The sequence below is a fragment of the Lentilactobacillus raoultii genome, assembly GCF_900411375.1.
Taxonomy (GTDB): domain Bacteria; phylum Bacillota; class Bacilli; order Lactobacillales; family Lactobacillaceae; genus Lentilactobacillus; species Lentilactobacillus raoultii.
The window spans coordinates 89,681-113,524 of sequence record NZ_LS422998.1 but is presented as its reverse complement, the minus strand read 5'-3'; the positions used below and the strand labels follow the sequence as shown (position 1 = coordinate 113,524).

Genomic DNA, 23,844 nt, shown 5'->3' with positions numbered 1-23,844 from the left:
AGCACTCCTTTGTATCTTTCTTTTGTCAATTAAAGTATACAGCGCAGGAGCCCTTGCGTTTTAATTTTGATCAGAAAAAGCCAAAAATCACGCAATATTGAAGTGATTTTTAGCTTTCAAGTTTCAGTTAATAATAATAAAATTGCACTAATTGTTGAAACCATGATTATTCCTCCATGCCAGTCTTCAATAGTGCCATCTGAGCCGCAATCTGGTCATCAGTTGCCATTGGATATTCCAAGGCAATTGGCACATCATTTGGTAAGTCGGCTAAAATTTGCTGCCAATCATAGATCCCGGTATTCAAATCATCTGACGTTGTTAAACGACCTTGATTCTCAATGGTATTTTTTAGATGAATATAGTTAGTAAACTCTGCCAAGGCTTTGGCACTGGCAATGGCATCGTTACCGGTAAAGGCCCAGTTTCCCAAATCATACACATAACCGATTTGATTAAGTCCAGCCCGGCGTGATGCATCCAAGAACTTTTTGATTGGTGCAACGTTACCGGAAACCTTAGTTTGATCATTTTCGACGTTTAGTTCGATTTCATTAATCGGTAATTTACTAAAAGCCTGCTTTAAATCACCGCTAAACCGATCGAAAGCCCCGGTATTAAACTTGATCTTCGAAACGCCCATCGCTTTGGCTTCATCAAAATAAGTTGGCAATTTAGGGTTCAACGTCCCATCTGACAGAAACAACTCGTCTGGCACACTATAATTAACGATTAGGCCGGTTTTTTCGGCTTGGCGGCCAACCGCTGCTGTTTCGGTCAAAACATCCTGAAAATACTCGCGCCGAACCTCAATCCCATCCGCGCCAAGCTTAGCTGTTCGATTAACCAAGTCGGCTTGAGTGGTGCCGTTTTTAACTGCTTGTTCAAAAATCCACGTGTTTAAAATGAGTGTCATGATTAAGTCCTCCATTGCCTTGGTGTCTTCAATTTTTCCCTGCAACCATTCTTCAATTTATCTACGATTGATATGGTAAACGATTACCTAATTAATGTCAACAATTTTGAAAGCGTTTAAGATAACTGATAAACCAGTGAACTCGATAAAATATAACAAGAAAAGATATTTTTAGGTTAACGATTACATTAAAAACTTTATTCAAAAAATTTCAACAAAAAATCCCGCTACCCAGTCAAACAGAACGTACCGCTTTCTGTTTAACCAAGTAACGGGATTTTTAATTTTGCCTGTGAAAAGCCTGATCTTAATTGATTGGTTCACAAGTTGATAAAGTAATTGGCACAAATTGTCCACCGGGGGATCGTGATTAAACTACTTTCACAGTTAATGTATTCTTCCCCATTTATTGTTAGGTATCTGCTTGATTCAAAAAATCAGTTGCGGTTTTATTTCGAACCTTGATCTCACATACCGACACTGAGGAATTGTGCCGGTTCTCCTAACATTGGCTGAATCATGAAATCATTAACCGTGAATCACGAAAAATTTAACCAGGCTTTTCACAGTGGTGACAATCATCATCACGATTGCCACGCATGATTAGACTAGCATAAAATAATAAATTTAGCATGGAGTGGCGCATAAGTGCAACGTTATTAATTATTGCAACAACCAATCCTCAAGTTGTCGTTCATCATTAACCAGCGGTTCAACTAATTCATGGCTGACAATATTTTTGACAAAAGCTAAACACTCACGGGCCTGCTTAATTTCGATCAAGTGATGGCCCTGCTCACAATAACTCAAAAAATATCGGTAAATTCGGCAGCCCACACCGGCTAAAACCGCCGTTTGCGGAATTTTAACCCGATTGGTCATTCGCACAAATTTTTTAAAGTAATGATAATTTTGATGATGAATCGCCGTTGTCACGGCATGGTTTAAAACTTCAACCGGTGTCTGATGTGCCAACGTTGGATTAATAATTTTAGCAGCCGTTCGCATTGCCCGTGGTAATAACAAGTCGAGAATTTCCAAAGGTTGTAATTGGCAAATCGAAATAAAGAGGTTCAGCTCATACTGATAATAATGATCAATATTAAATAAGTAATTATTAAGGGTCGTCAGATTACAAGCCGTTTTTTCCAACCGACCCCGTTCGAAGTATTCGATATACATCGCTAATCTCAACATATTATGATAATCAATTAGGCTTCCGGTTTGATGATAACGAGAAGCCGCTTGTCGTTGCTCCAGACGAAGCGAGCTGAGACTGCAATTAAGTTTAGCCTGCTCTAAGCCAAGATTTAAATCAGCAATCACCCTTTGATAGCCATCCGAATGATAAAACAGCAGCGAAACAAACTCACTAATTCCTACCTGCATCCGACTTAAGAAGGCCATTAAATTTTGAACGTTGGTATTATGCTGCCCATTTTCAAATCGAAAATAACTGGATCTCGAAACGATCCCATCATAAACGTCTTTTGCCCGCATTCCCTTATCGAGCCGGACTCGCTTTACGGTCAGCCCCACTTTCAGCTGATTCTGAAATAGCGATTTATTTGTTTGCTGTCCCATTACCCAACCCCCTGACTATAAGTAACCAAACCAATCATTAAATGGTGGTTATGAGTTAAACTTTAAGTTATACAATGATGCATGTCAACAAGCTTCCTCAAGATGTAACCTAGATTAAATTTTTGAAATCTAATCATAATTAGAATGACACCTAATAGTCACTAAACCGCATAAATTTCCAATAAATTTATTATTAGGACTGCTCCTCCAAACAAACCTCTGCATGTAAAAGATTGATTTTTCTCACTTCATAAGGATAGCTGCCACAGGCAATCAACCGGTTTATCCAGCACTCATTTAAAACCCTTTTCGTTGAAAAATTCCTTTTCCGTGCCATAATGATGAATGTAAATCCAAATAATTTTGTTTGATTGGCTTTTCAAAACAGGGCTGGATGCTTCGTGATAACAGTGTTTATCTCGTTTTCATAATGTCTTGAGAGGCTGATGCAAACGCTTGCGTTCTTACTGAAAGGGTTTACAATTAACAATCGTAAAAGTTAATAGCTTACTTTAAGTCAGGGGGGATTCATATGCGTGCTCGACACTTAAGCATTTTCTTTATCTTCATTTTCGGTGCCTTAGGAGGCCTGTTATTCGGATTTGATACTGGCATTATTTCGGGAGCCTCTTCCTTAATCGAAAATGACTTCAATTTAAACATTGAGCAAACCGGCTTTATTACATCCTCTGTTCTGATTGGTTCCTCAATTGGAGCGCTTTCTATTGGAACACTTTCGGATAAGTTTGGTCGAAAACGACTATTGTTGGTTGCTTCAATTCTCTTTTTAATTGGTTCCGGCCTTTCAATGGTGGCAGTTGGTTTTGCTTCCATGGTCACGGCCCGAATTATTCTAGGTTTTGCCGTTGGGTCGGCTTCCGCTTTGACACCGGCCTATCTAGCTGAATTGGCTGATGCACCTCATCGGGGATCGTTAGGAACCATGTTTCAACTAATGATTACCGCTGGGATTCTACTGGCTTACGTTTCCAACCTGAGTTTTCTGCATCACAACCTGTTAGGAATTCGTGATTGGCGATGGATGCTTGGGTCAGCTTTGATTCCAGCCGCAATTCTCTTCATTGGTTCATTGATTTTGCCTGAATCACCACGTTACCTGGTTGAAAAGGGGGATGTCAATAACGCCCGTGACGTCTTACATGAATTACGAAAGAATACCGGTGAAGATCCGGATAAGGAACTCGCTGATATTCAAAAAATTGCTAATCAACCAAAAGGTGGCTGGAAGGAACTGGTAACCTTTGCTCGTCCGGCAGTGATTGTTGCGATTGGTTTAATGTTGCTGCAACAATTGGTTGGGATTAACTCAGTCATTTACTTCCTGCCACAAGTCTTCATTAAAGGATTTGGCTTCGCTGAAGGCAACGCCATTTGGATTTCGGTTGGCATTGGTGTTGTTAACTTCCTTTGCACCGTCTTGGCTTATCAGATTATGGACAAATTCAACCGTCGAACCATCTTACTCTTTGGTTCAATCGTGATGGCTGTTTCAATCGGAATTCTGTCCGTTTTGAATTACACGTTAAGCGTTCAAGCCGCCGCTGTGCCAACCATGATTCTAATTGGCATTTACATTTTCGGCTTTGCGGTTTCATGGGGCCCAATTTGCTGGTTGATGCTGGGTGAAATTTTCCCATTGAACGTTCGTGGCGTTGGGAACTCCATTGGTTCAGCTGCCAACTGGATTGGAAACTTCATTGTTTCTCAATTCTTCCTGGTTCTGCTAAGCATGTTCCATAACAACGTTGGTGGCCCATTTGCCGTCTTTGCTTTCTTCGCTGTCCTTTCAATCTTCTTCGTGATTTACATGGTACCGGAAACCCGGGGCAAATCACTTGAACACATTGAAATGGAAATGCGTCAAAAGGCTGCTTTGAAGAAATCAGCCAATTAATTCTAGAAATAACTAAAAAATTGGTTATCGTTTCTCGCTATCATGAGTGAGAGCAATAACCAATTTTTTAGTTAATAGCCAAAATCTGCAGCTGTCCAGGTCCCCATAAACCCACCAGTGTGTTCATGCAAAGTGGCACCCATCCCAATAGTTTTTAAATCAGCATTTAGTAAGATGTCCCGGTGACCCCAGTTGGAATCTGCATCATTGTATATATACTCATGGACGTCTTTTCGGGCAACCGAATCACTGGTACTATCACTGTCCCAAAAATTTTGGGCCAAGCATTCGGCACCAAAGTCATCAACATTGAATTGACCGGCCAACTCCTCAGCAATGATGTTTCCCTGGTCATCTTCATGGGCAAAATGCGTCACAATCTGGGTCGACCGAAGCTGAGCCAAGGCATCCAAATTTGAATCTTCGGTATAAGGTTGTAAGCCTCGAGTTGCCCGTTCCTGATTCAAATATTTAAGGAAGCTGGCCCGATAATCACTTAATGAAAAATTGCTAATCGGATTATCAGTCTTTTGAGATGTTGCATCTGAATCGTCAGTTGCTGACTGCTCGGCTTTGGTTGAAGAAATACTACTACCCCCGGATGACTGGTTCGAATTCGTTTTTGAAGATTGCTTATCAGGAAGTTTCTTAAGGTCTCCCTGCCAAATCCATCCAAAAATCCGGCCATTTCTGGAAATCACGTACTGATACTTTGCTCGGTGGCCATTCGCGCGCTGAATGGTCACCACACGATTCGAAAAGAAGCGCGTCTGCCGATAATTTTTTGCATTATGGATACGTTTAGTTAACTGTTTAGTTGAATACAAATAACCACCTGTGACATGATAATCGGCTCCCGCCAACTTGGCCGTTTTAATGACTTTTATCCTTTGGCTAGCGTTAACTTGATGGCTATTTGCTAAATCTCCTCCAAATGCCGTTACCCCTAACGCTGCGGTCAAAATTCCCATTATAAACTGCTTTTTCACTGCATTCACATCCCCTCAAATTAGGCTGCCTGCCGATTGACTGACAGTTATATTTTCATTCTACAATATTAATTTTAAATTCACCATTTAACTTCAAAAAAGTTTGGATTACTCTTGAAATATTAAGTTTTAATGATATTATGGTGTGTAAATAATCTATCATATTGCGTGGATGAGAAGAGTAGCAATCAATCATTTTCTAAAGAGAGCGACCAATTGATGAGAAGGCCGCAAAGTGATGACTGCGAAGATGAGCTCAGAGCATTAAGACCCGTGAAAGCGGAACTTACGGTAAGACCCGTTACAGTCTCAGACTTAATGACATCAGTCAAGTGTAGCCGGCTAATTGTCAAATGAGTTACTGAGGTGATTGTCGCAAGACAGTCATAAATTTGGGTGGTACCGCGTCGTCAACGTCCCTGTAGAAATTAATTTTCTGCAGGGACGTTTTTAGTTGTCTTCAAAATCAGTCACGATAGGAGTTGAGTAGTTACTATGACAAAAAATAATGTTGAAATCAATGCTGATGGGACCATTCGCGGGCTTTCCAACTTAGCCGTGCAAATGATTGCCTTTGGTGGGTCAATCGGCACAGGATTATTTTTAGGCGCCGGTAGTACCATTCATCGAACCGGCCCCTCGATTTTGCTGGTCTATCTAATCATTGGTGGGTTCTTTTTCTTAATAATGCGGGCAATCGGTGAAATGATGTATGCCGATCCGCAGCAACACACCTTCGTCTCATTTATTGGCAAGTACGTTAACCCCCAATTGGGTTACTTTGCGGCCTGGAGCTATTGGCTGGAGTTGGTTTTGGCCGGAATGGCTGAATTAACCGCCATTTCCACCTACTTCAAATTTTGGTTTCCAGGAGTTGCGCCTTGGGTGATTCAAGTTGCCTTCCTGCTGCTTTTAACTTTGGTCAACCTGGCCATGGTCCGTTCCTTTGGCCGCTCGGAAACCCTTTTATCCGGCATTAAAATTCTGGCCATTCTGGCACTGATCATCATCGGCATCTACCTGATCACCACTCATCACCAAAATCCAGCCGGCACCAACGCTTCTTGGGGTAATTTAGTTCATCACTTTGCCCTATTTCCAAACGGAGCACATCAATTTATCAACGCCTTTCCGATGGTCTTCTTTGCCTTTCAAGGAATGGAATTTGTCGGCATTACCACGGCCGAAACCAAACGCCCCCGAAAGGTACTACCCAGAGCCGTTAATCAAATTATCGGCAGGATCCTGCTATTCTATATTGGCTCGCTATTGATCATCATGGCAATTACCCCATGGAACACGTTAAATCCAAGTGAAAGTCCGTTTGTCCAAATCTTCAAATTAGCCGGGCTACCCGCTGCTTCGCAAATCATTAATCTGGTCGTTATCGCGGCCGCTTGTTCAACTTTAAATAGCGCCATTTTTTCAACTGGTCGCCATCTCTATCAACTGGCTGAAGAGTCGCCGACAAGAGGAATGAACTTCCTTACCAAGGTTTCTAAAAACGGGATTCCCATCACAAGTGTTCTGTTTTCAGCCGGCATGATGCTACTGGCACCAATTATTAGTTCCTTTAATTCGTTGAGTACTGCCTTTGCGTTTATCGCATCGGTCTCCAGTGACATTTACATTCTGGTATGTATGCTGACCATGGTGGCTCACTATCAATATCGGCACTCAACTGATTTCAAAACAGATGGCTTTAAGATGCCTCAGTATCGATGGTCCAATCCGCTAACCATCGCCTTTTTCCTAGCCATTTTCATCAGTTTATTTTTCAATCAGTCATCCCTGTTTCCAGCTGTTGGCGCACTAATCTGGGCCATCGTCTTCAATGGCTGGTTGGCCTACCGACAACGAAAACTGACCGTTACCAATTCCGAAGAATCCCTTTAGGAGGTTTTTAACATGAGTCTGATCGATTTAAAGAACGAATTAAGCTACCATCACTTAAAAGACCGATACATTGATTTACCAGCCACCGGTGCCACCGTTGCAGAAGCCGCCGACGTCCTGCACGTTGACCCTGATGCGATTGCAAAATCACTGGTGATTGACGTTAACCAGCAACCAATTGTGGTTGTTCTAAGTGGCAATGCGCGATTAAACAACCACCTGTTTAAAACCGAATTTAATGTTCGACCCCACCTGCTACCGCCGGCAGAGGTTCAACAATCCACTGGCTATCCGGTTGGCGGGGTTAATCCAATTGGCTTGGAGAATGATTTACCGGTTTATCTCGATACTTCATTAAAGGGATTACCTTGGCTGTATCCGGCAGCTGGCGACCAATATCATGCTTTAAAGTTATCGTTGAGCGAATTAACTGAACTGAGTCATCCCGTCAGATGGGTGACCGTTAGCGTTTAAAATTAAGACTTTTTTCTTCTCTTAAGCTATCGGGATTTTCCGATGGCTTTTTTGGTTAGGTGCTTTGATCTGCTCACTTTTCCTAGGACAGTTTCCTCAAAGCAATGTACTGCGTCTAAGGGATCAAATGACAAAAAGCCAAACCCAGGTTTCCCGCCATTTGACGCCTTAGTCTCCGTAGATTAACCGCTTTGATCCACTCACTTTTATTAGGACAGTTCCTCAAAGCAGCACCGCTCCAGATAAGGGATCGATCGGAAAAATCCAAAAACGGGATTTCCCCGATCGACGCCTTATCTTCCGGGTGCTAATCGCTTTGATTCACTCACTTAATTTGAGTATAATAGTTATCATATGAGGGGTATTAAGAATATGATCACTTTTTAATCATTTTCGTGTTCGAAATTCTATTAAGAAAGGACTGCACCCAAAATGAATTATCGTCGAATCAGATCTGTTATTCTAGCGACACTTTCAGTCGCTATTCTGGGGACGGTCGGCGTCTTCAAACCGGCCAACACAATTCAGGCCAAATCAAAAATTCAGGCCACCAAAGTTGTTAAAACCAAACCCACCAGCTACTGGGTCAAAACCAACATTTCAAAAAAGGCCTATGCTTATAATGCCAATTTAAGCAAGAAACTCTTTAATTTAAAAACTCACCAAAAGGTTGTCTTTTCCAGTCAATCCCAGCGAAAGATCAAAATTAAGGGAACCTATCGCACTTATCGTTATGTTACAAACGATGCCAATACCTTAAAGGGCTGGGTCAACAGCAGTTACTTAACTAAAGCCAACGTGCCGGTCAAAAATGATGTCTCAACAACCACAACTTCGACAACGCCGGCCGTTGATAACAACTCCTCGACCAGCAGTAGTTCAACGGCCACTCAAACGGTTAAAACACCGGTTAAGGATCCCAATAAAGTCTACACGCCGGATCAGGGCGTTAGTTGGTCGTCAAGCAATATCACCTATGCCTTTTATCCGGCAATGAGCCTTGCTGAACGAACGCTGTGGACCACTGCTATTCAAGAATGGAACAGTGTCAATGTGGTCAACCTGACCGAGACCAGTAATTATAATAAGGCTAATATTAAAATTACCAATGTTGCAGCTGATTCCAGCGGTGCCGATGATGAAACCCTTGGTATTTCTTATATTCAACGGGACACCAAACGTAATCCAGCAGGGTTCTACGCCATGAAGTCGGCAACCATTGGGATTTTGCCGGAACAGGTTTTACGCTTCAACTTAGATTACGCCTACACGCAATTTATTGCGGTTCATGAACTTGGCCACGCCCTTGGATTGGCTCACAGCACTGATGAAAACGATGTGATGTATCCTTATGAAAAGAGTCCATATACGCAACACATTACCGAAGCAGACGTCAATACATTGAAATATTTGTACAACAAACAATAACTTAACAGTCATCAGAAAATCATTGCGAAAGTAATTAATGACTCCGATTAAAATAACAGCTGCCGGAAACTTTTAAATTTCCTGACAGCTGTTATTTTAACCTATCAACTAGCCCTTGAGGCCTTCCTGCTGAACCTCATTGGCTAACTTCTTTAATTGTGAAAAGGTACCGGTTTCAGCCGCGTAAACCTTGTCGGACACGGCAGCCAAAAGTTTAGGGAAATCTGCTGGCAACTGATATGGTTTATCCGGATTCCCATATGGAATGGCAATGACAGTCAGCTGATTTTGACTATTCAGTTGAGCAACATACGTGTTGTCGGCATGTCGGGACGCTTCCCGATTAAATTCAATAAATGCGTCATTAATTTGATCAGAAAGTTGTGATTTTTCCATCCAAAAACTCCTTTTAAGCTTAACTAAAACTCACCAATTGTATTAAAGTTATCTTATCAGAATTAAGTTGAGAATCAATGACAGAAAAATTAAATATTGACGACCTCTTTATTTCAAAGCGAAAAACGTCTCAAAGAGAAAGGCTCACCAATTATGAACTGGTTCCCCTCTCTGAGACGTTTTTAAACTAAACTGCTACACCAATTACTTTTTAACCAATATCCTTTTGATTGGTCTCATCACCGAACACCCAAACCACAATTCCGGCAAAGAGTGCAATCCCACCAATTGTCCAAAAGATCATGTTGGCATTCGTCACTTTCAGCATCCAGGCCACCACGATCGGCATCGCAACAGTAAAGAGCTTGGCAGCCCCATTGGCAATGCCGGAACCGCGGAACCGAAACTTGGTTGGAAAAAGTTCAGCAACGTAAACGGCAATCACTGAGGCCATCAACACGTAAAAACAAGCTTCCAGCAAAAAACCGATTGTCATGACACCAACTACCGTTGATTGCTGGCCATACATGAAACCGAAGACGGCCGTCATGAAAAAAGCCGGCGCAATCGTCTTTTTACGACCGATTCGATCAACCAAATAAGCACCCACAGCACATCCCACAGGTGCCCCTACCATCATAAAGGCTGACATCCAAAGTGATCCGGAAATATTAATCCCCCGACTACTCAAAAGTGTTGGAACCCATGAAGTAAATGTGTACTGGCAAATAATGGTGGCCGAAGCCGCAACCGTTGCGACAAATAAGCTTACCCAAAGTGAATGGTGGACCACTTCACGCTTTTTGACAGTGACAGAATCAACATCGTCGTTAATCCCATTAACTTCCAGTCTTTCGATGATCGCTCGGGCCTCATCATCTCGTCCATGCGCCATCAACCAACGTGGGGATTCAGGAATGTTGCGCCGCAAGTACCAAAGAATGGCAGCCACAATCCCAACGGCCATAAACATCACCCGCCAGCCATAGCGGGGAATAATCGCACTGCAAAGAATCATTGTGATCGGGGCCCCACAATTCGCAACCAGCGACGTTGTGGCACACCATTTGCCGCGACTATGTATTGGGGCAAATTCATTAATCATTGAATATCCGGTCACAATTTCTGATCCCAAGCCGACACTGGCCATCAGCCGGCAAAAAATCAAGAAAGCCATATTGGGAGCAAAAGCGCCTAAAAAGGTAAATCCACCAAACATTAATAAGTTAATCTGATAAGCGACTCGCCGGCCCTTCAAATCGCCGATAAAGCCGGCAATGATCGAACCAAGAAATAAACCGAGAAACCCACTTGATAAGAAGTAGGAATTTAATTGTAAGGTTGACCAATGCGCCTTTAAAACGGTGGTTGCTACGGCACTGGCCAGGTAAACATCTACGGCATCCAAAAACATGCCGCCAGCTACCAACGCAAAAATTTCATAGAATAATGGTGACTCTTTTGTTCGGTCAATTCGACCCTGTAGACTGATTTGTCTTTCCATAGGCACCTACCCCCTAAACTTTCTCGTCTCTTAAACTTAATTCAAGTTAAAGTCAATTATCCAAAATCAGGAATTTTTGATTCGTAATCTTCAATTTGCTGTTCATAATTCATCGTAATGGCAATGTCGTCCAAGCCATTCACAAATTTATGTTTCCACAGCGGGTCAATCTCAAACGGGAAAACCTTTCCCCGAAAGCTGACCGTTTGGTTGGGTAAATCAACGGTAATTTTTTCATCCGGCGCAGCTTGGGCCAAAAATTCCCGCTGATCCTTTGGCAATTTAATTGCTAAAAAACCATTTTTGGTACTATTCATATAGAAAATATCGCTGTACCCACCGGCAATTACAACTCGAAAGCCCCAGTCTTTCAATGCCCAAACCGCGTGCTCTCGAGAAGAACCGCAACCAAAGTTGTCACCGGCAATCAGAATTTCGGCACCCTGTCGTTCCGGCCGATTTAAAACAAACTCAGGATTGGGCTTATTTGGTCGGAGATATCGCCAATCATAGAATAGATTTTTGCCATAACCGGTCTTCAAAATATTTTTTAAAAATTGCTTGGGAATCAGTTGATCTGTATCGATATTATCCCGCATAATCGGAATCGACGTACTCTTAATCACATTAATTTTTTCCATTTAACTTACGCCTCCTGTTTTCGAAGATCAATAAAGTGACCATGAATGGCGGCTGCGGCTACCATCGCTGGGCTGGCCAAATGCGTCCGTGAGCCGACACCTTGGCGGCCCTCAAAGTTTCGATTAGAAGTCGAGGCACAGTGAATGCCGGCCGGGACATGATCAGGATTCATCCCCAAGCAGGCGGAGCAGCCGGGTTCCCGCCACTCACAACCAGCCGCTTTAAAGATCTTATCAATCCCAATTGCTTCAGCCCGCTCCTTAATGGCTCGCGAGCCGGGAACCACCCAAGCCGTCAGCCCTTTCGCAATGTGATGACCCTTTAAGACTTGAGCAGCAATTTTCAAATCAGACAACCGGCCATTGGTACAGGAACCAAAGAAGGCCCATTTAATCGGAATTTCAGTAGCCCTTTGACCCGGTTTCAAACCAACGTAGTCATAAGCTTTACGGTCATCCTCATCCTGAATTTCGGGGAATTGCTGATCGATTGGAACGGCCATCCCAGGATTAGTTCCCCAGGTGACATACGGTGCCAAATCAGTCACATCAAAATCGACCACTTTATCAAAAGCCATTTCATCATCGGTTTTAAACTGTTGCCAATAGGTAATGGCCTTCTCAATATTTTTAGGCGCGTATTGCCGGCCTTTTACGTAATCAAAAGTGGTTTGATCGGGATGAATGCTACCCATCTTGGCGCCGCCTTCGATTGCCATGTTGCAGAGGGTCATCCGTTCTTCCATGCTCATCCGATCGATAGTATCGCCATAAAATTCGGCAGCATATCCGGTGCCAAACGCCACGCCTTCTCTGGCAATAATCCCCATGATAATGTCTTTAGCATAAACGCCACGTGGCAACTTCCCATGAACGTGGATGCCCATGGTTTTGGGTTTAGTCTGCCAAATTGTTTGAGTTGCCAAAACATGTTCGACCTCGCTGGTCCCAATCCCAAAAGCAATTGAACCAAAAGCACCATGGGTGGCAGTATGGGAATCACCACACACAATGACCATGCCGGGCTGGGTCAATCCCAACTGAGGGCCAATCACGTGAATAATTCCCTGATCTTCGTCCCCCATCCCAGCTAAGCGAATGCCAAACTCTTCAGCATTTTTCTGCAAGGTATCAATCTGTTTTCGAGCAATTTCATCTTGAATGTTAAAGATATCGACGGTGGGCACATTATGATCCATTGTCGCGAAAGTTTTGTCGGTCCGGCGAACTTTTCGGTGATTTTCACGTAATCCTTCGAAAGCTTGGGGTGAGGTTACTTCATGTAGTAAATGTAAATCAACATAAATTAACTGTGGCTCGCCCACTTTCCCGGTAATGACGTGTTGATCCCAAATTTTATCGAACATTGTTTTCGACATACGCGTTCCTTCTTTCACAAATTTGATTAATAATGGCGCTGGTAACTTGATCAGTTGTCGCCTGACCACCTAAATCAGGGGTCACAATGCCGCTTTCAATAACGGCGTCGACACCCTTCGCAATTTCATCGGCCAAATCCGGTCGATCAAACGAGTGCCGAAGCATCATGGCAACCGAGTTAATCATCGAAAGCGGGTTGGCAATCCCCTTGCCGGCAATATCCGGCGCCGACCCATGAATCGGCTCATAAAGCGCTGGTCCGGTGGTTCCTCGACTCATCGACGGGATGGTCCCAAGTGAACCCGTAATTTCAGCGGATTCATCACTTAAAATGTCGCCAAACATGTTCTCGGTTAAAATAACGTCGAACTGTTCCGGGGCACTGATGATTTTCATGGCAGCCGCGTCAACATAACTGGTGTCATACGTCACGTCCGGATAGTCGGCTGAAACGTCTTCAACCACTCGCCGCCAAAGGTTGCTGGTTGCCAAGACGTTAGCTTTATCCACCATCGTAACGTGTTGACGTCGCTTTTCAGCCATTTCAAACGCTACTTGGGCCACTCGACGAATCTCATCAACCGTATAGTGCATCGTGTCAATCGCGCGGTAGTCATCAATTTCTCTTGGTTGGCCAAAATAGATGCCACTGGTTAACTCACGGACAATCACAAAGTCGACTGGCTCGACCTGCTTAATCGGCGAATACTTTTGCATTGCCCGGCTAATTGAAGTTGGGCGAATATTCGCAAATAAATTTAATTTCTGACGAATCTCCAGCAGCCCCTTTTCAGGCCGTTTAATTGCCCGATCCCACTTTGGCCCACCAATCGCGGCTAATAAAACGGCATCACTAGCTTTTGCCGATGCCAAAGTGGCCTCAGGCAACGGATCGCCAGTTTCATCAATTCCGGCCCCGCCAAAGGGTCGCTCATCAATTTGGTAAGCAAACTCATCTTCGCTGACGGTTTTTAAGACGGCCAACCCGGCTTTCATAATTTCCGGGCCGATATAATCACCCGGCAAAACTGTAATCTTTGCAATTTGATCACTCATTAATGAACGGCCTCCTTTACTTTATCCATAATTTTCTTTAAATCAGTCTCAGTGACAATTGATTCATCATCTGCCACCCGCTTAAAGATTGGGAAGATTTTCTTCATATCCTCGCGATCCACGTGATAGCCGATTTGGTTTAATTTGGCCATCACAGCGTGCGATCCTGACAGTTTGCCAAGTGGTAACGTCGTCTTGTTGGCACCCACTGATTCCGGTGTCAAAATCTCATAAGTTTGTGGATTCTTCAGCATCCCGTCTTGGTGAATCCCCGATTCGTGGGCAAAGGCATTAGCACCAACCACGGCTTTGTTATGTGGCACCGGCATGTTGGCGAAGTCACTGATCATATCAGAAATCCGTTTAGTTTCTTTCAAATCAATGTTGCTGGTAGCGTCATAGTAGTCTTTACGGACATAAAGAGCAGCGGCCACTTCTTCAAGAGCGGCGTTTCCGGCCCGTTCACCAATGCCATTGATGGTGCCTTCAATTCGGGTAGCCCCATTTTCAATTGAAGCCAAACTATTGGCAACCGCCATCCCTAAATCATCGTGGCAGTGAACGGAGAAGGTAATCTCATCAAACTCTTTAACGTTTTCGCGAAGATTCTTAAACAAGCGGGCGAATTCTACCGGGTTGGTGTACCCGACCGTATCGGGAATGTTGATCACGGTAGCACCGGCATGAATGGCGGTTTCAATTGAATCAACTAAGAAATCGGGTTCGGTGCGAGTCGCATCTTCCGGTGAAAATTCAACGATATCAAAGAATTTATGAGCGTATGTGACAGAATCGCGAATAGCTGCAATCACCTGCTCTTTAGTCATATGAAGTTTGGAATCCCGATGAATTGGGCTGGTGGCAATAAAGACGTGGACCTGTTTGTTCACCGCATCTTTTGTGGCTTTGATGCAGGCATCGATATCACCTTTTCGGGCTCTAGCTAAGCCGGTAACCTGCGTATGAGAAACTGCTCGTGACACGGCCTGAACGGCTTCAAAATCTTCCGGGGAAGCCACGGGAAAGCCGGCTTCAATCACATTAACGCCCCATTTTTCAAGTTCCTTTGCAATAGCGACTTTTTGTTCAACACTGAAGTTCACGCCAATTGTCTGTTCACCGTCACGCAACGTTGTATCGAAAAATTGAATTTGTTTTGTCATTATAAAGATCTCCTTAATAAAATTTGTAAAAAAATAGTACCACCAGTCATCTGGGGTACTTTCACCGCCCCATTGCTTCTCAAATAGGGCTCGTCCAAATTGTCCGAGTCCGCTTCAAAGTAATAAGGCTAATAACGCAGCTGCTTTAAATGAAACCTTGTTGAATTTTACTGATGCAATTGCCTTAGTCATTTAAAACAGCTCCCTTCGTTTAATCGTTCTCGTTCATTCAGATTTAGTTAAATTAACTATGTGTCGGGATTGCTCCCGAATGTTCTTCACTAACTTGTGAAGATATGTGGGTTCATTGTGAAGTTGGTCGATGCCAACAGATCGATGAAGGTCAGACTGTTAACCATAAATGCGGCCAACTCACATTTGAAGTTCTTTGATTTTGATACATGGTCAACCATCTCCTAATTTATTTTTGATGAACAAAAAACGCCCTCTCAGCTTAATGCTGAAAAGGACGTTTAACCGTGTTACCACCTAACTTTGTCATTCACTCACATGAATAACCTCAACGAGTACCGATTTAAGTTCGATACTCCGACTTTTTTAAGGGAAGCCAGTCCCAAGTCCCTCGAAAAGGATTTTCGCTCAACCACACTTTCATTCACCAGGAAGATACATCTTCTCATCAACGATGCTTTCTTTAAACTTCGCTGGTCACTACTTAACGATTGATTAACACGTCGTTCATCAAATTGATTGGTGCTAGTATACAAAGCTTTTTCACAGTTTGTCAACACAGTTTTTAATTATTTTCTTTTTATTTTCACATTCAGAAAGTGATCATCGCCAAAGAAAATTAACTAAAATGTTATTGATTTTTAGAAAGCATCGCTAGTTTAACACTTCGTCAAATTCGATCATGACGAATACATGAGGATTCAAAGTCAAATTCAGTAATATATCATCGATTATAGAAAAATAAAAAGGAGCCACCTTAAATTTGACTTTTTAGGCAGCTCCTTAAATGAGAGAAATTAGGGTTATCCCTAATCATTATTCTGGGTCATTTCACTCGACTATCCAACTTGGCGTCACTTGATACTTGGTATAAGTCGTCTGGCGATCACACAGATAAAGTTGCTGTGAACTTAGTAGCCTGACATTATACGTGTATCGTTCACTGGTTGGCGCGATTTCTCGAAAATCCTGAGAAGTTGAGTAAGTCCAACCGGTAATTCGATAGGTATGATAGCCCAAATATTTGTATTTAACATACGTCAGTCCATACGGGTCAGCCTTCAAATAACCGCCATAGGTTGGCGAATATTGAAGCTGGTTCATTCCCGTGTGGTTTGCCCAATACTCCAAATACGACTTTTTCCCTGAATACCAGCATCCCCGCAAAGCTTTAGGCGTCCCACGATGATAGGTGCTGGCCTGAGCACTGGTATTTAATAACCACGCTCCCCCTAAAAGAAAGCCGATTACCAATAATTTCTGCGAACGCATCCTCATAACCTCCAGATGATAAAATATGTCACAACAAAAAATATTTTATCACTTTTTTCACATTGTAGTGCGCCCATTCACAAAAATTTAATTAAATATTATCTAATTAGGCTTTTTGATTTATAAATTGCTATCAATTAAATTGTGATCTTTTTAGAATTTGTTTCGAAACTGTTTAAGCAAGTTAAAGTGGCAGTGATGCAACTGCTCTGTCATAAAGCACAAACTAATTCATCAATTTTGCAGGCTTCTTTGATTTCTAAAAAGTGACGTAAGCACTTCCTTAAATTTTTTGATTTGTAAGTTATTCTTTGAAGAAATTAAATAGATATTCCTCTCAACAGGAAAGCCACTAATACTTAAGAATTTTAGATTAGCATCATTCTTTGGAATCCAAAATTTTGATAATAATCCAATACCATTTCCCCTACTAAGCGTTCGATATACCGTTTCGTGTTGAGAAACGCGAATAATGTTTTTGGCTTTAATTTGATTTTGACGCAAAAAACAACTTAACATGTCAGCTGTACTAGACCCCTCTTCTCTCATAACAAAAATTTGGTCCTGCAAATCAGCTATGCCAACTTTACGTTTTTGGGCTAAAGGATGGCTTCGATTGGCAACAAAATATACGATGTCTTTTGCAACAACTGTTACATAATACGATTTTTGGTAATTATTTAACTGCCGATCATTCAGAGGGGCAACAACACAATCCATGTCTGCTGAAGTTAAACTGGCAAGTGCCTTTGAAGAATTACTGATATTTATCATCAAATAAGTATTCGGAAGCTTTTCGTTGACTAAATCATAAATTTCTGGAACCAAAATAGTCCCCACTGATGTTGCCGCAACTCTTAGGTTGGTCTCTTTAACGTTTCGGTTCTCAAAAGCATGGCGTAAATCCGTTTCAAGATGGGAAATTTTATAAGCGTAGTTCAAAACAAAATAACCATCTTCAGTCGGCTTATATTTACTGCCATCATACTTTAAAAGTTTAGTATGCAATTCGTCTTCAAGGGATTTGATATGAACTGAGACGGTGGGCTGACTTAAATGTAATTTTTTGGCAGTTTTAGAATAATTTCCAATTTCAGAAAGTTGTATAAACGTTCTTAACGATTTTAAAGTTACCATGATTAATATTATTAATACCCCTATTTAATATTTTTATTCAATTAATCTTAACGTAATACTGACAATACAAGCTTTTTACACAACAATGATACTCTAAAACTGCATTAAAATAAATAATAAAGAAGGATTCTCACATGATGAACAAAGCAATGATTGTCTTAATTGATGGCGCCGCTACAGATTATTTAACAAAGTCATCAGCTCCTAATATTAATAAATTAGCTACAGACACCAATGGATTTTATAAAATTATTGATAGTCAAATCCCAACTGTAACAAATGTTAACCATGCTCGCATCTTAACCGGCAAATTCCCGGAGGTTAACGGAATTAACGGGAACGTCTTTTTTAATAAACGAACCAATGAAAAAACGTTTATCGAATCACCAAAGTATCTCAATGCTCCTACAATTTTTGCTGAACTCAAGAAGCAACATTTGAGTTCGGCTTTGCTAACGGTAAAAGGTAAAATTGACGAAATTTTTGGGCAGAAAGCAACTTACCGAATTAATGCAGAAAAACCAGATAACGATTTCCTAAAGTCTATTGGCACTAAACTGCCACCAAGGATTGATAGTTTAGAAAGTGGCAAGTGGGTTGTTGAAACTGCCAAGCAACTAATCCGGTCTAAATCTCCTGACTTTGTTTATGCGACTACCAACGATTATATAATGCACCATTTTTCCCCAGACAATCCGCACGCCCGTCAGTTCATCAGCCAGATTGATCAACAAATTGCTGAAATTCACCAACTTGAGCCTGACAGAACAATCTATATCACAGCTGACCATGGCATGAATAATAAACCTACACTAATTAATCTTCAGACATTTCTTAATCGTCAGAATTTTTCAACTACTGTTATTCTGCCACTAGCGGACCGCTATCTAAAGAATCATCAGTATCAGGAATCAGGAGCCGCATATATCTACGTAAGCAATCCTAGCGATGTTGATCACGTTAAAATTGTTGTTCAACAATTACCAGGTATTGAGAAAGTGCTAACAAGAGACGAAGCAGTCGTTAATTACCATTTAAACGGGCAAAGAATAGGTGACTTACTTGTATTTGCCGCAAAAGATGTCGCATTTGGATTACAGGATAAAGAAGTCCTCAAAAATTACCCTGGTCGTTCACACGGGTCTCTTCATGAATTAGAAGTACCGTTATTTTGTATTTCAAATCAAGAGACTCGACCTACTGAATATGAAACTTCACGAGATCTTTTTAACCATTTGAAACAGCTGTTGGCCTTCTGATTTGAGAAAAACTGAGGTTTCACTCAAAAAAGTGTCCCAGATAAACTGGATCGTAATTGTCATGTTTACCTTTTGACAAACTCTCCTAATAGATGACCTTTCATTCAAAATGCTTTAACGATTTTACCACGGTTGACACCGAATCTTTCTAATTAGTGGCTCTTTGTACAGACCATGCTTCAGAATACGTTTCAGGGTGTGCGTCTTGAAAAATCGAATAATAGCCATTTCGAAGCCCCCTCGTCTGTTGATAATCAATTTCGGCCTGAATGTATCCGGCTCGTTCGTGATCCAAATCGGCAAGCACATTGCCTAGCGGATCAATAATTTTGCTATGACCAAAGAATTCCAACCTATTATCAAGCCCAATCCGATTAGCTGCGACAATGGGCACAATATTATCCAGTGCCCTGGCTCGAACACAGAGTTCCCAATCGTGAACCCGCGGTCGTTCCCAGTTGGTGGAAACAGTGATCAGATCAGCCTGCTTCAGTGCCAACGCTCTGGCTGCTTCCGGATAGAACGTGTCGTAGCAAATCATCATTCCCAAAGTGCCAATTTTGGTTTTAAAAACCGGGTATGCGTTACCAGGCGTGAAATACCGTTGCTCGGTATCAAAAAGATGCACCTTGCGATAAACACCCACCACCTGTCCGTCATCGTCAATCAAGACACTCGAATTATAGAGTCGCTGTCGCATTTTAGGATCCCGTTCGGCAAAGCCAAAAATCAGATGGACCCGATATTTAGCGGCCACCCTTTGCATAAATGAAACGGCTGCTCCGTTAACCGGCTCTGCTAAATCAAAAAACTTTTGCCCACACTCATAGCCGGTCGTGCTAAGCTCCGGAAAAACGATTAACTCTGTTCGAAAATGTTGGGCTTTAATCTGATCGACCCAATCTGCCATGGCATTTAAATTAAAGCTGACCCGGTTTAGCTCTGGTTGAAACTGAACAGCTGCGACTTGAACCTTCATCATTAACGCCCCCTTGAGCACTAGATTAAACGAATAATAAGAGTCAAATTTATTTAATGTGATGTTTTCTAACATTTATTGACTAAATTATAATCATTTTGATTAATTAGTCAATCGCTTTTAAAAACTTCTTCAAAGAAATGTGATGACCGATTTATCTTAGCTTGGGCACACCAATTAACTAAAATAAGCTTAGATGACTATTGACTTTATTAATTATAAGAACAGCTTATGTCAAAATAAACAATTGGAATCGCCAAATCCATTGACTTGCTTGATCTTTAGCCGTACACTACAGTTGTAATTTGATATTGGACCGGTCCGATAAGCAAATTGGTTGTCAATAATGATGAACAACATTTTTGGAGGGATTTTGATGCCAAACTTTGATTCCGATGATTATTTACAAAAAGTCAACCTCTACTGGAACGCAGCAAACTATTTATCAGTTGGTCAACTCTTCTTACGCGACAATCCACTATTGAAACGAGAGTTGGTGGCTGACGATGTTAAAATCAAGCCAATCGGCCACTGGGGCACGATTGCCTCACAAAACTTTATGTATGCCCATTTAAACCGGGTCATCAAAAAATATGACTTAAACATGTTTTATATTGAAGGCTCCGGTCATGGTGGCCAGGTAATGGTTTCCAATTCTTATCTGGATGGCAGTTACAGTGAGATTTATCCTAAAATTGCCCAAAACGAAACCGGGTTGCAACGACTATTTAAACAATTTTCGTTTCCTGGCGGCATTGCTTCTCACGCGGCGCCCGAAACACCGGGTTCCATGCACGAAGGTGGCGAACTTGGTTACTCGATTTCTCATGGGACCGGTGCTATTCTGGATAACCCAGACGTCATCGCGGCCGTTGAAATTGGTGACGGGGAAGCTGAAACCGGGCCACTTGCCGCTTCCTGGTTCTCAAACAAATTCATCAATCCAATTAATGACGGCGCCGTGTTGCCAATGCTTAATCTAAACGGATTTAAAATTTCCAACCCAACGCTGCTATCCCGAATGAGTGACCAAGAATTAACCAACTACTTTGAAGGCATGGGCTGGAAACCATACTTTGTTGAGACCGACGGTGATCCAAAAGATTATCAACGCGTTCACCGGACAATGGCTGTCACCATGGACACCATTATTTCCGAGATTAAAGCCATTCAAAAGCACGCTCGAACTCAACAAGATGCTTCACTGCCTCATTGGCCAATGCTGATTTTACGTTCGCCAAAGGGCTGGACGGGTCCTAAGACTGATTTGGCCGGTAACCCGATTGAAAACTCCTTTAGAGCTCATCAAGTACCGATTCCAGTCAGTGCCGGAGATATGACTCATAAGGAAATGCTGACGACTTGGCTGAAATCTTACTACCCTGAAGAAATTTTCAACCAAAATGGTTCAATCAAACAGGTGATTAAAGAAACCACCCCTGATGGCAACCAACGCATGGCAATGAACCCGATTACCAATGGTGGCATCAATGCCCAACCGTTAAAGATGCCTGATCCACAAAAGTTTGCCCTTAAGATCACCAAGCCAGGCGCTAAAGAAGCCCAGGATACTGAAGTGCTGTCTCATTTCTACAGTCAAATTATGGCGGATAATCCTCACTCGTTTCGGGCATTTGGACCAGATGAAACCAAATCCAACAAATTCTTCTCCATGTTGGATGACGGCAAACGACAGTGGTTGGAACCAATTAAGACACCAAACGATGAAAATATGGCTCCAGCAGGCCGGACAATTGATTCACAGCTATCAGAACATCAGGCTGAAGGCTGGCTTGAAGGTTACGTTCTTAGTGGCCGCCATGGATTCTTTGCTTCATACGAAGCCTTTACCCGAGTCATTGACTCAATGTTGACTCAACACTACAAATGGTTACGAAAGGCATCCGAACAACCATGGCGTCATGATTATCCATCCCTTAACATCATGAACGTTTCCCACGCCTTCCAACAAGATCATAATGGTTACACTCATCAGGATCCCGGCATGTTGGGCCACTTGGCAGAAAAAGGTCATGAACTAGTTAACGAATATACGCCGGCAGATGCCAATTCCTTGCTGGCAGTGATGAATTCGGCCCTGCAAGCCCGCGAAAAAATTAACTTGATTGTGGCTTCCAAGCACCCACGCCCACAATGGTTCTCGATGGATGAAGCCACCCGGCTGGTTAAAGACGGCTTGGGGATTATTCCTTGGGCTTCCAACGACGGTGACGGCACACCTGACATTATCTTTGCGACAGCCGGTACTGAAGCCACAATGGAAAGCTTAGCCGCTATTGATTTGCTGCACCAAGCCTTTCCAAAACTCAAGGTTCGCTTCATCAACGTCATCGACATCTTGAAGTTACGGCCAGCCAATGAAGATCAAGACGGTCGCGGCTTAACCAATGATGAATTTGACAAGTTATTTACGACTACCAAGCCGGTCATCTTCGCCTTCCACGGCTTTGAAAACACCTTCCGTGGGCTGGTTTACCACCGTCATAATCACAATCTCAGTTTTCATGGTTATCGTGAGAACGGTGACATCACCACACCATTTGACATGCGGGTTCTAAACGAATTGGATCGTTATCACTTGGCAAAGGATGCCATCAGCCGTACCAAATTTAACCAGGAAGCCACTGACTTTAAGGCAAAGATGGATCAACTGCTTCAAAAGCATCACGATTACATCCGTGAATATGGGACTGATATTCCGGAAGTTAAAAACTGGCACTGGTCAGGGACCCTCAATCGTGATTTAGCGACTAACTAAACTTCATAACAACTCCTTCTAAAAAGCGTCCTTCTAGCCTTAATGGTCAGAAGAACGTTTTTGAATTTTCTCATTTCCTTGCCAGACAAACAAAGTTGGTTATATACTGGATGGCGAAAACGGATCAAAATTTTATTGTAAAGGAAGAATTCAATGCTTAAAAAATGGGGGCATTTTAGCCTTTGGCTGTTAGTTGGTGTCGTCGTTCTTTTCGGCTTAGTTGGTGTGGGCTGGCATAACGCTGCTAGTCACCATGGTAATCATCCCGAACGACATCATTTCACTACTGCTTCAGCTGCTCAATTAAAGGCTAAAAAGATTCATTTGACTCATCGGGAAAAACACGTGGCCAAAAAATACCGGTTGAACAAACTTCAGACCCGAACCGCCAGTAAAATTCACTTAACCGCAATTGGTGATTCGGTCATGGTTGACGTCAAACCCGATTTGAAACAGACTTTTCCCCACAGTGCTATTAGCGGCTCGGTCGGCCGGCAGTTTTATTCACTCCCCGGCATTGTTCGCCAGCTAAAAGCCAGCGGTCACCTTGCCAAATACCTGGTGATCAATTTAGGAACCAACGGCCCACCGACTAAGGCCGATATTAACTCAGTTTTAAAGACGGTCGGCAAACAACGACACATTTTCTGGATTAATACTCGGGTCCCGCGGCATTGGCAAAATACCACCAATCGCCTTATCAAACAAACCGCTAAAAAGCATCATAACGTTCACGTGGTGGATTGGTACAGTGCCAGCAAGGGGCATGTCGGCTGGTTTGCCAGCGATCGAGTTCATGTAGATTTGACTGGTGCCGTTTACTACACGCACACGTTGGCTAAAGAAATTTCCAAAGATTTAAATTAGAAGTTAAAAAACTGCTT

19 protein-coding genes are annotated in these 23,844 nt (G+C 42.4%); 7 read left to right on the top strand and 12 right to left on the bottom strand.

What is annotated here, in order from left to right; all coding sequences use genetic code 11:
* Nucleotides 1-166: 166 nt before the first annotated feature.
* Nucleotides 167-916 carry a sugar phosphate isomerase/epimerase family protein gene (locus ED605_RS11800; RefSeq protein ID WP_121979085.1) on the bottom strand — a complete coding sequence of 250 codons (750 nt, stop codon included), beginning with the start codon at nt 914-916 and terminating at the stop codon, nt 167-169.
* 663 nt (nt 917-1,579) lie between these two features.
* The gene (locus ED605_RS11795; protein ID WP_121979084.1) at nt 1,580-2,500 is read right to left on the bottom strand and encodes a helix-turn-helix domain-containing protein; all 921 of its coding nucleotides are present in this window, start codon (nt 2,498-2,500) and stop codon (nt 1,580-1,582) included.
* A 532-nt stretch (nt 2,501-3,032) separates the two neighbouring features.
* Here ED605_RS11795 and ED605_RS11790 point away from each other — a divergent pair.
* A complete protein-coding gene (locus tag ED605_RS11790; protein WP_121979083.1) occupies nt 3,033-4,415 on the top strand; it encodes a sugar porter family MFS transporter in 1,383 nt (460 codons plus the stop codon).
* A gap of 71 nt (nt 4,416-4,486) precedes the next feature.
* Here the strand turns inward: ED605_RS11790 and ED605_RS11785 are convergent, their stop codons facing one another.
* Complete coding sequence (locus ED605_RS11785) at nt 4,487-5,404, bottom strand: CAP domain-containing protein (protein ID WP_225419129.1); 918 nt, start codon at nt 5,402-5,404, stop codon at nt 4,487-4,489.
* A gap of 495 nt (nt 5,405-5,899) precedes the next feature.
* Between ED605_RS11785 and ED605_RS11780 the strand changes: the two genes are divergently transcribed.
* The 3 genes from ED605_RS11780 to ED605_RS11770 all read left to right on the top strand — a co-directional run bounded on the left by ED605_RS11780 (nt 5,900) and on the right by ED605_RS11770 (nt 9,202).
* Nucleotides 5,900-7,300 (top strand): amino acid permease, encoded by a 1,401-nt coding sequence (locus ED605_RS11780; protein ID WP_121979082.1) that lies wholly within the window; start codon nt 5,900-5,902, stop codon nt 7,298-7,300.
* A 12-nt stretch (nt 7,301-7,312) separates the two neighbouring features.
* The gene (locus tag ED605_RS11775; RefSeq protein ID WP_121979081.1) at nt 7,313-7,774 is read left to right on the top strand and encodes a YbaK/EbsC family protein; all 462 of its coding nucleotides are present in this window, start codon (nt 7,313-7,315) and stop codon (nt 7,772-7,774) included.
* 432 nt (nt 7,775-8,206) lie between these two features.
* A complete protein-coding gene (locus ED605_RS11770; RefSeq protein ID WP_121979080.1) occupies nt 8,207-9,202 on the top strand; it encodes a matrixin family metalloprotease in 996 nt (331 codons plus the stop codon).
* Between the two features lie 108 nt (nt 9,203-9,310).
* Here ED605_RS11770 and ED605_RS11765 read toward each other — a convergent pair whose 3' ends face one another.
* The 8 genes from ED605_RS11765 to ED605_RS11730 form a co-directional block, all read right to left on the bottom strand.
* Nucleotides 9,311-9,598, bottom strand: coding sequence for a hypothetical protein (locus ED605_RS11765; protein ID WP_121979079.1), 288 nt, complete (start codon nt 9,596-9,598; stop codon nt 9,311-9,313).
* A 211-nt stretch (nt 9,599-9,809) separates the two neighbouring features.
* The gene (locus ED605_RS11760; protein WP_121979078.1) at nt 9,810-11,102 is read right to left on the bottom strand and encodes an MFS transporter; all 1,293 of its coding nucleotides are present in this window, start codon (nt 11,100-11,102) and stop codon (nt 9,810-9,812) included.
* A 56-nt stretch (nt 11,103-11,158) separates the two neighbouring features.
* On the bottom strand, nt 11,159-11,743 hold the full coding sequence (leuD, locus tag ED605_RS11755) for a 3-isopropylmalate dehydratase small subunit (protein WP_121979077.1): 585 nt from the start codon (nt 11,741-11,743) through the stop codon (nt 11,159-11,161).
* 5 nt (nt 11,744-11,748) lie between these two features.
* Nucleotides 11,749-13,122, bottom strand: coding sequence for a 3-isopropylmalate dehydratase large subunit (leuC, locus tag ED605_RS11750; protein ID WP_121979076.1), 1,374 nt, complete (start codon nt 13,120-13,122; stop codon nt 11,749-11,751).
* Nucleotides 13,100-14,179 (bottom strand): 3-isopropylmalate dehydrogenase, encoded by a 1,080-nt coding sequence (leuB, locus tag ED605_RS11745; RefSeq protein WP_121979075.1) that lies wholly within the window; start codon nt 14,177-14,179, stop codon nt 13,100-13,102. The genes leuC and leuB overlap by 23 nt, the downstream gene beginning before the upstream one ends.
* Complete coding sequence (locus ED605_RS11740; protein WP_121979074.1) at nt 14,179-15,342, bottom strand: 2-isopropylmalate synthase; 1,164 nt, start codon at nt 15,340-15,342, stop codon at nt 14,179-14,181. The genes leuB and ED605_RS11740 overlap by 1 nt, the downstream gene beginning before the upstream one ends.
* A 1,023-nt stretch (nt 15,343-16,365) precedes the next feature.
* The gene (locus ED605_RS11735) at nt 16,366-16,806 is read right to left on the bottom strand and encodes a hypothetical protein (protein WP_121979073.1); all 441 of its coding nucleotides are present in this window, start codon (nt 16,804-16,806) and stop codon (nt 16,366-16,368) included.
* A gap of 234 nt (nt 16,807-17,040) precedes the next feature.
* Nucleotides 17,041-17,943: a LysR substrate-binding domain-containing protein gene (locus ED605_RS11730; RefSeq protein ID WP_121979072.1), complete on the bottom strand. Its 903-nt coding sequence runs from the start codon at nt 17,941-17,943 to the stop codon at nt 17,041-17,043.
* A 134-nt stretch (nt 17,944-18,077) separates the two neighbouring features.
* On the opposite strand from ED605_RS11730, the gene ED605_RS11725 reads away from it, so the two are divergent.
* Nucleotides 18,078-19,202 carry an alkaline phosphatase family protein gene (locus ED605_RS11725; RefSeq protein WP_121979071.1) on the top strand — a complete coding sequence of 375 codons (1,125 nt, stop codon included), beginning with the start codon at nt 18,078-18,080 and terminating at the stop codon, nt 19,200-19,202.
* A gap of 148 nt (nt 19,203-19,350) precedes the next feature.
* Here the strand turns inward: ED605_RS11725 and ED605_RS11720 are convergent, their stop codons facing one another.
* A complete protein-coding gene (locus ED605_RS11720; RefSeq protein WP_225419128.1) occupies nt 19,351-20,184 on the bottom strand; it encodes a carbon-nitrogen hydrolase family protein in 834 nt (277 codons plus the stop codon).
* 373 nt (nt 20,185-20,557) lie between these two features.
* Here ED605_RS11720 and ED605_RS11715 point away from each other — a divergent pair, with 373 nt between their 5' ends.
* Both ED605_RS11715 and ED605_RS11710 read left to right on the top strand, forming a co-directional pair.
* Nucleotides 20,558-22,960, top strand: a complete 2,403-nt coding sequence (locus ED605_RS11715; RefSeq protein WP_121979069.1) for a phosphoketolase family protein — start codon at nt 20,558-20,560, stop codon at nt 22,958-22,960.
* A gap of 153 nt (nt 22,961-23,113) precedes the next feature.
* A complete protein-coding gene (locus tag ED605_RS11710) occupies nt 23,114-23,827 on the top strand; it encodes an SGNH/GDSL hydrolase family protein (RefSeq protein ID WP_121979068.1) in 714 nt (237 codons plus the stop codon).
* Nucleotides 23,828-23,844 lie beyond the last annotated feature (17 nt).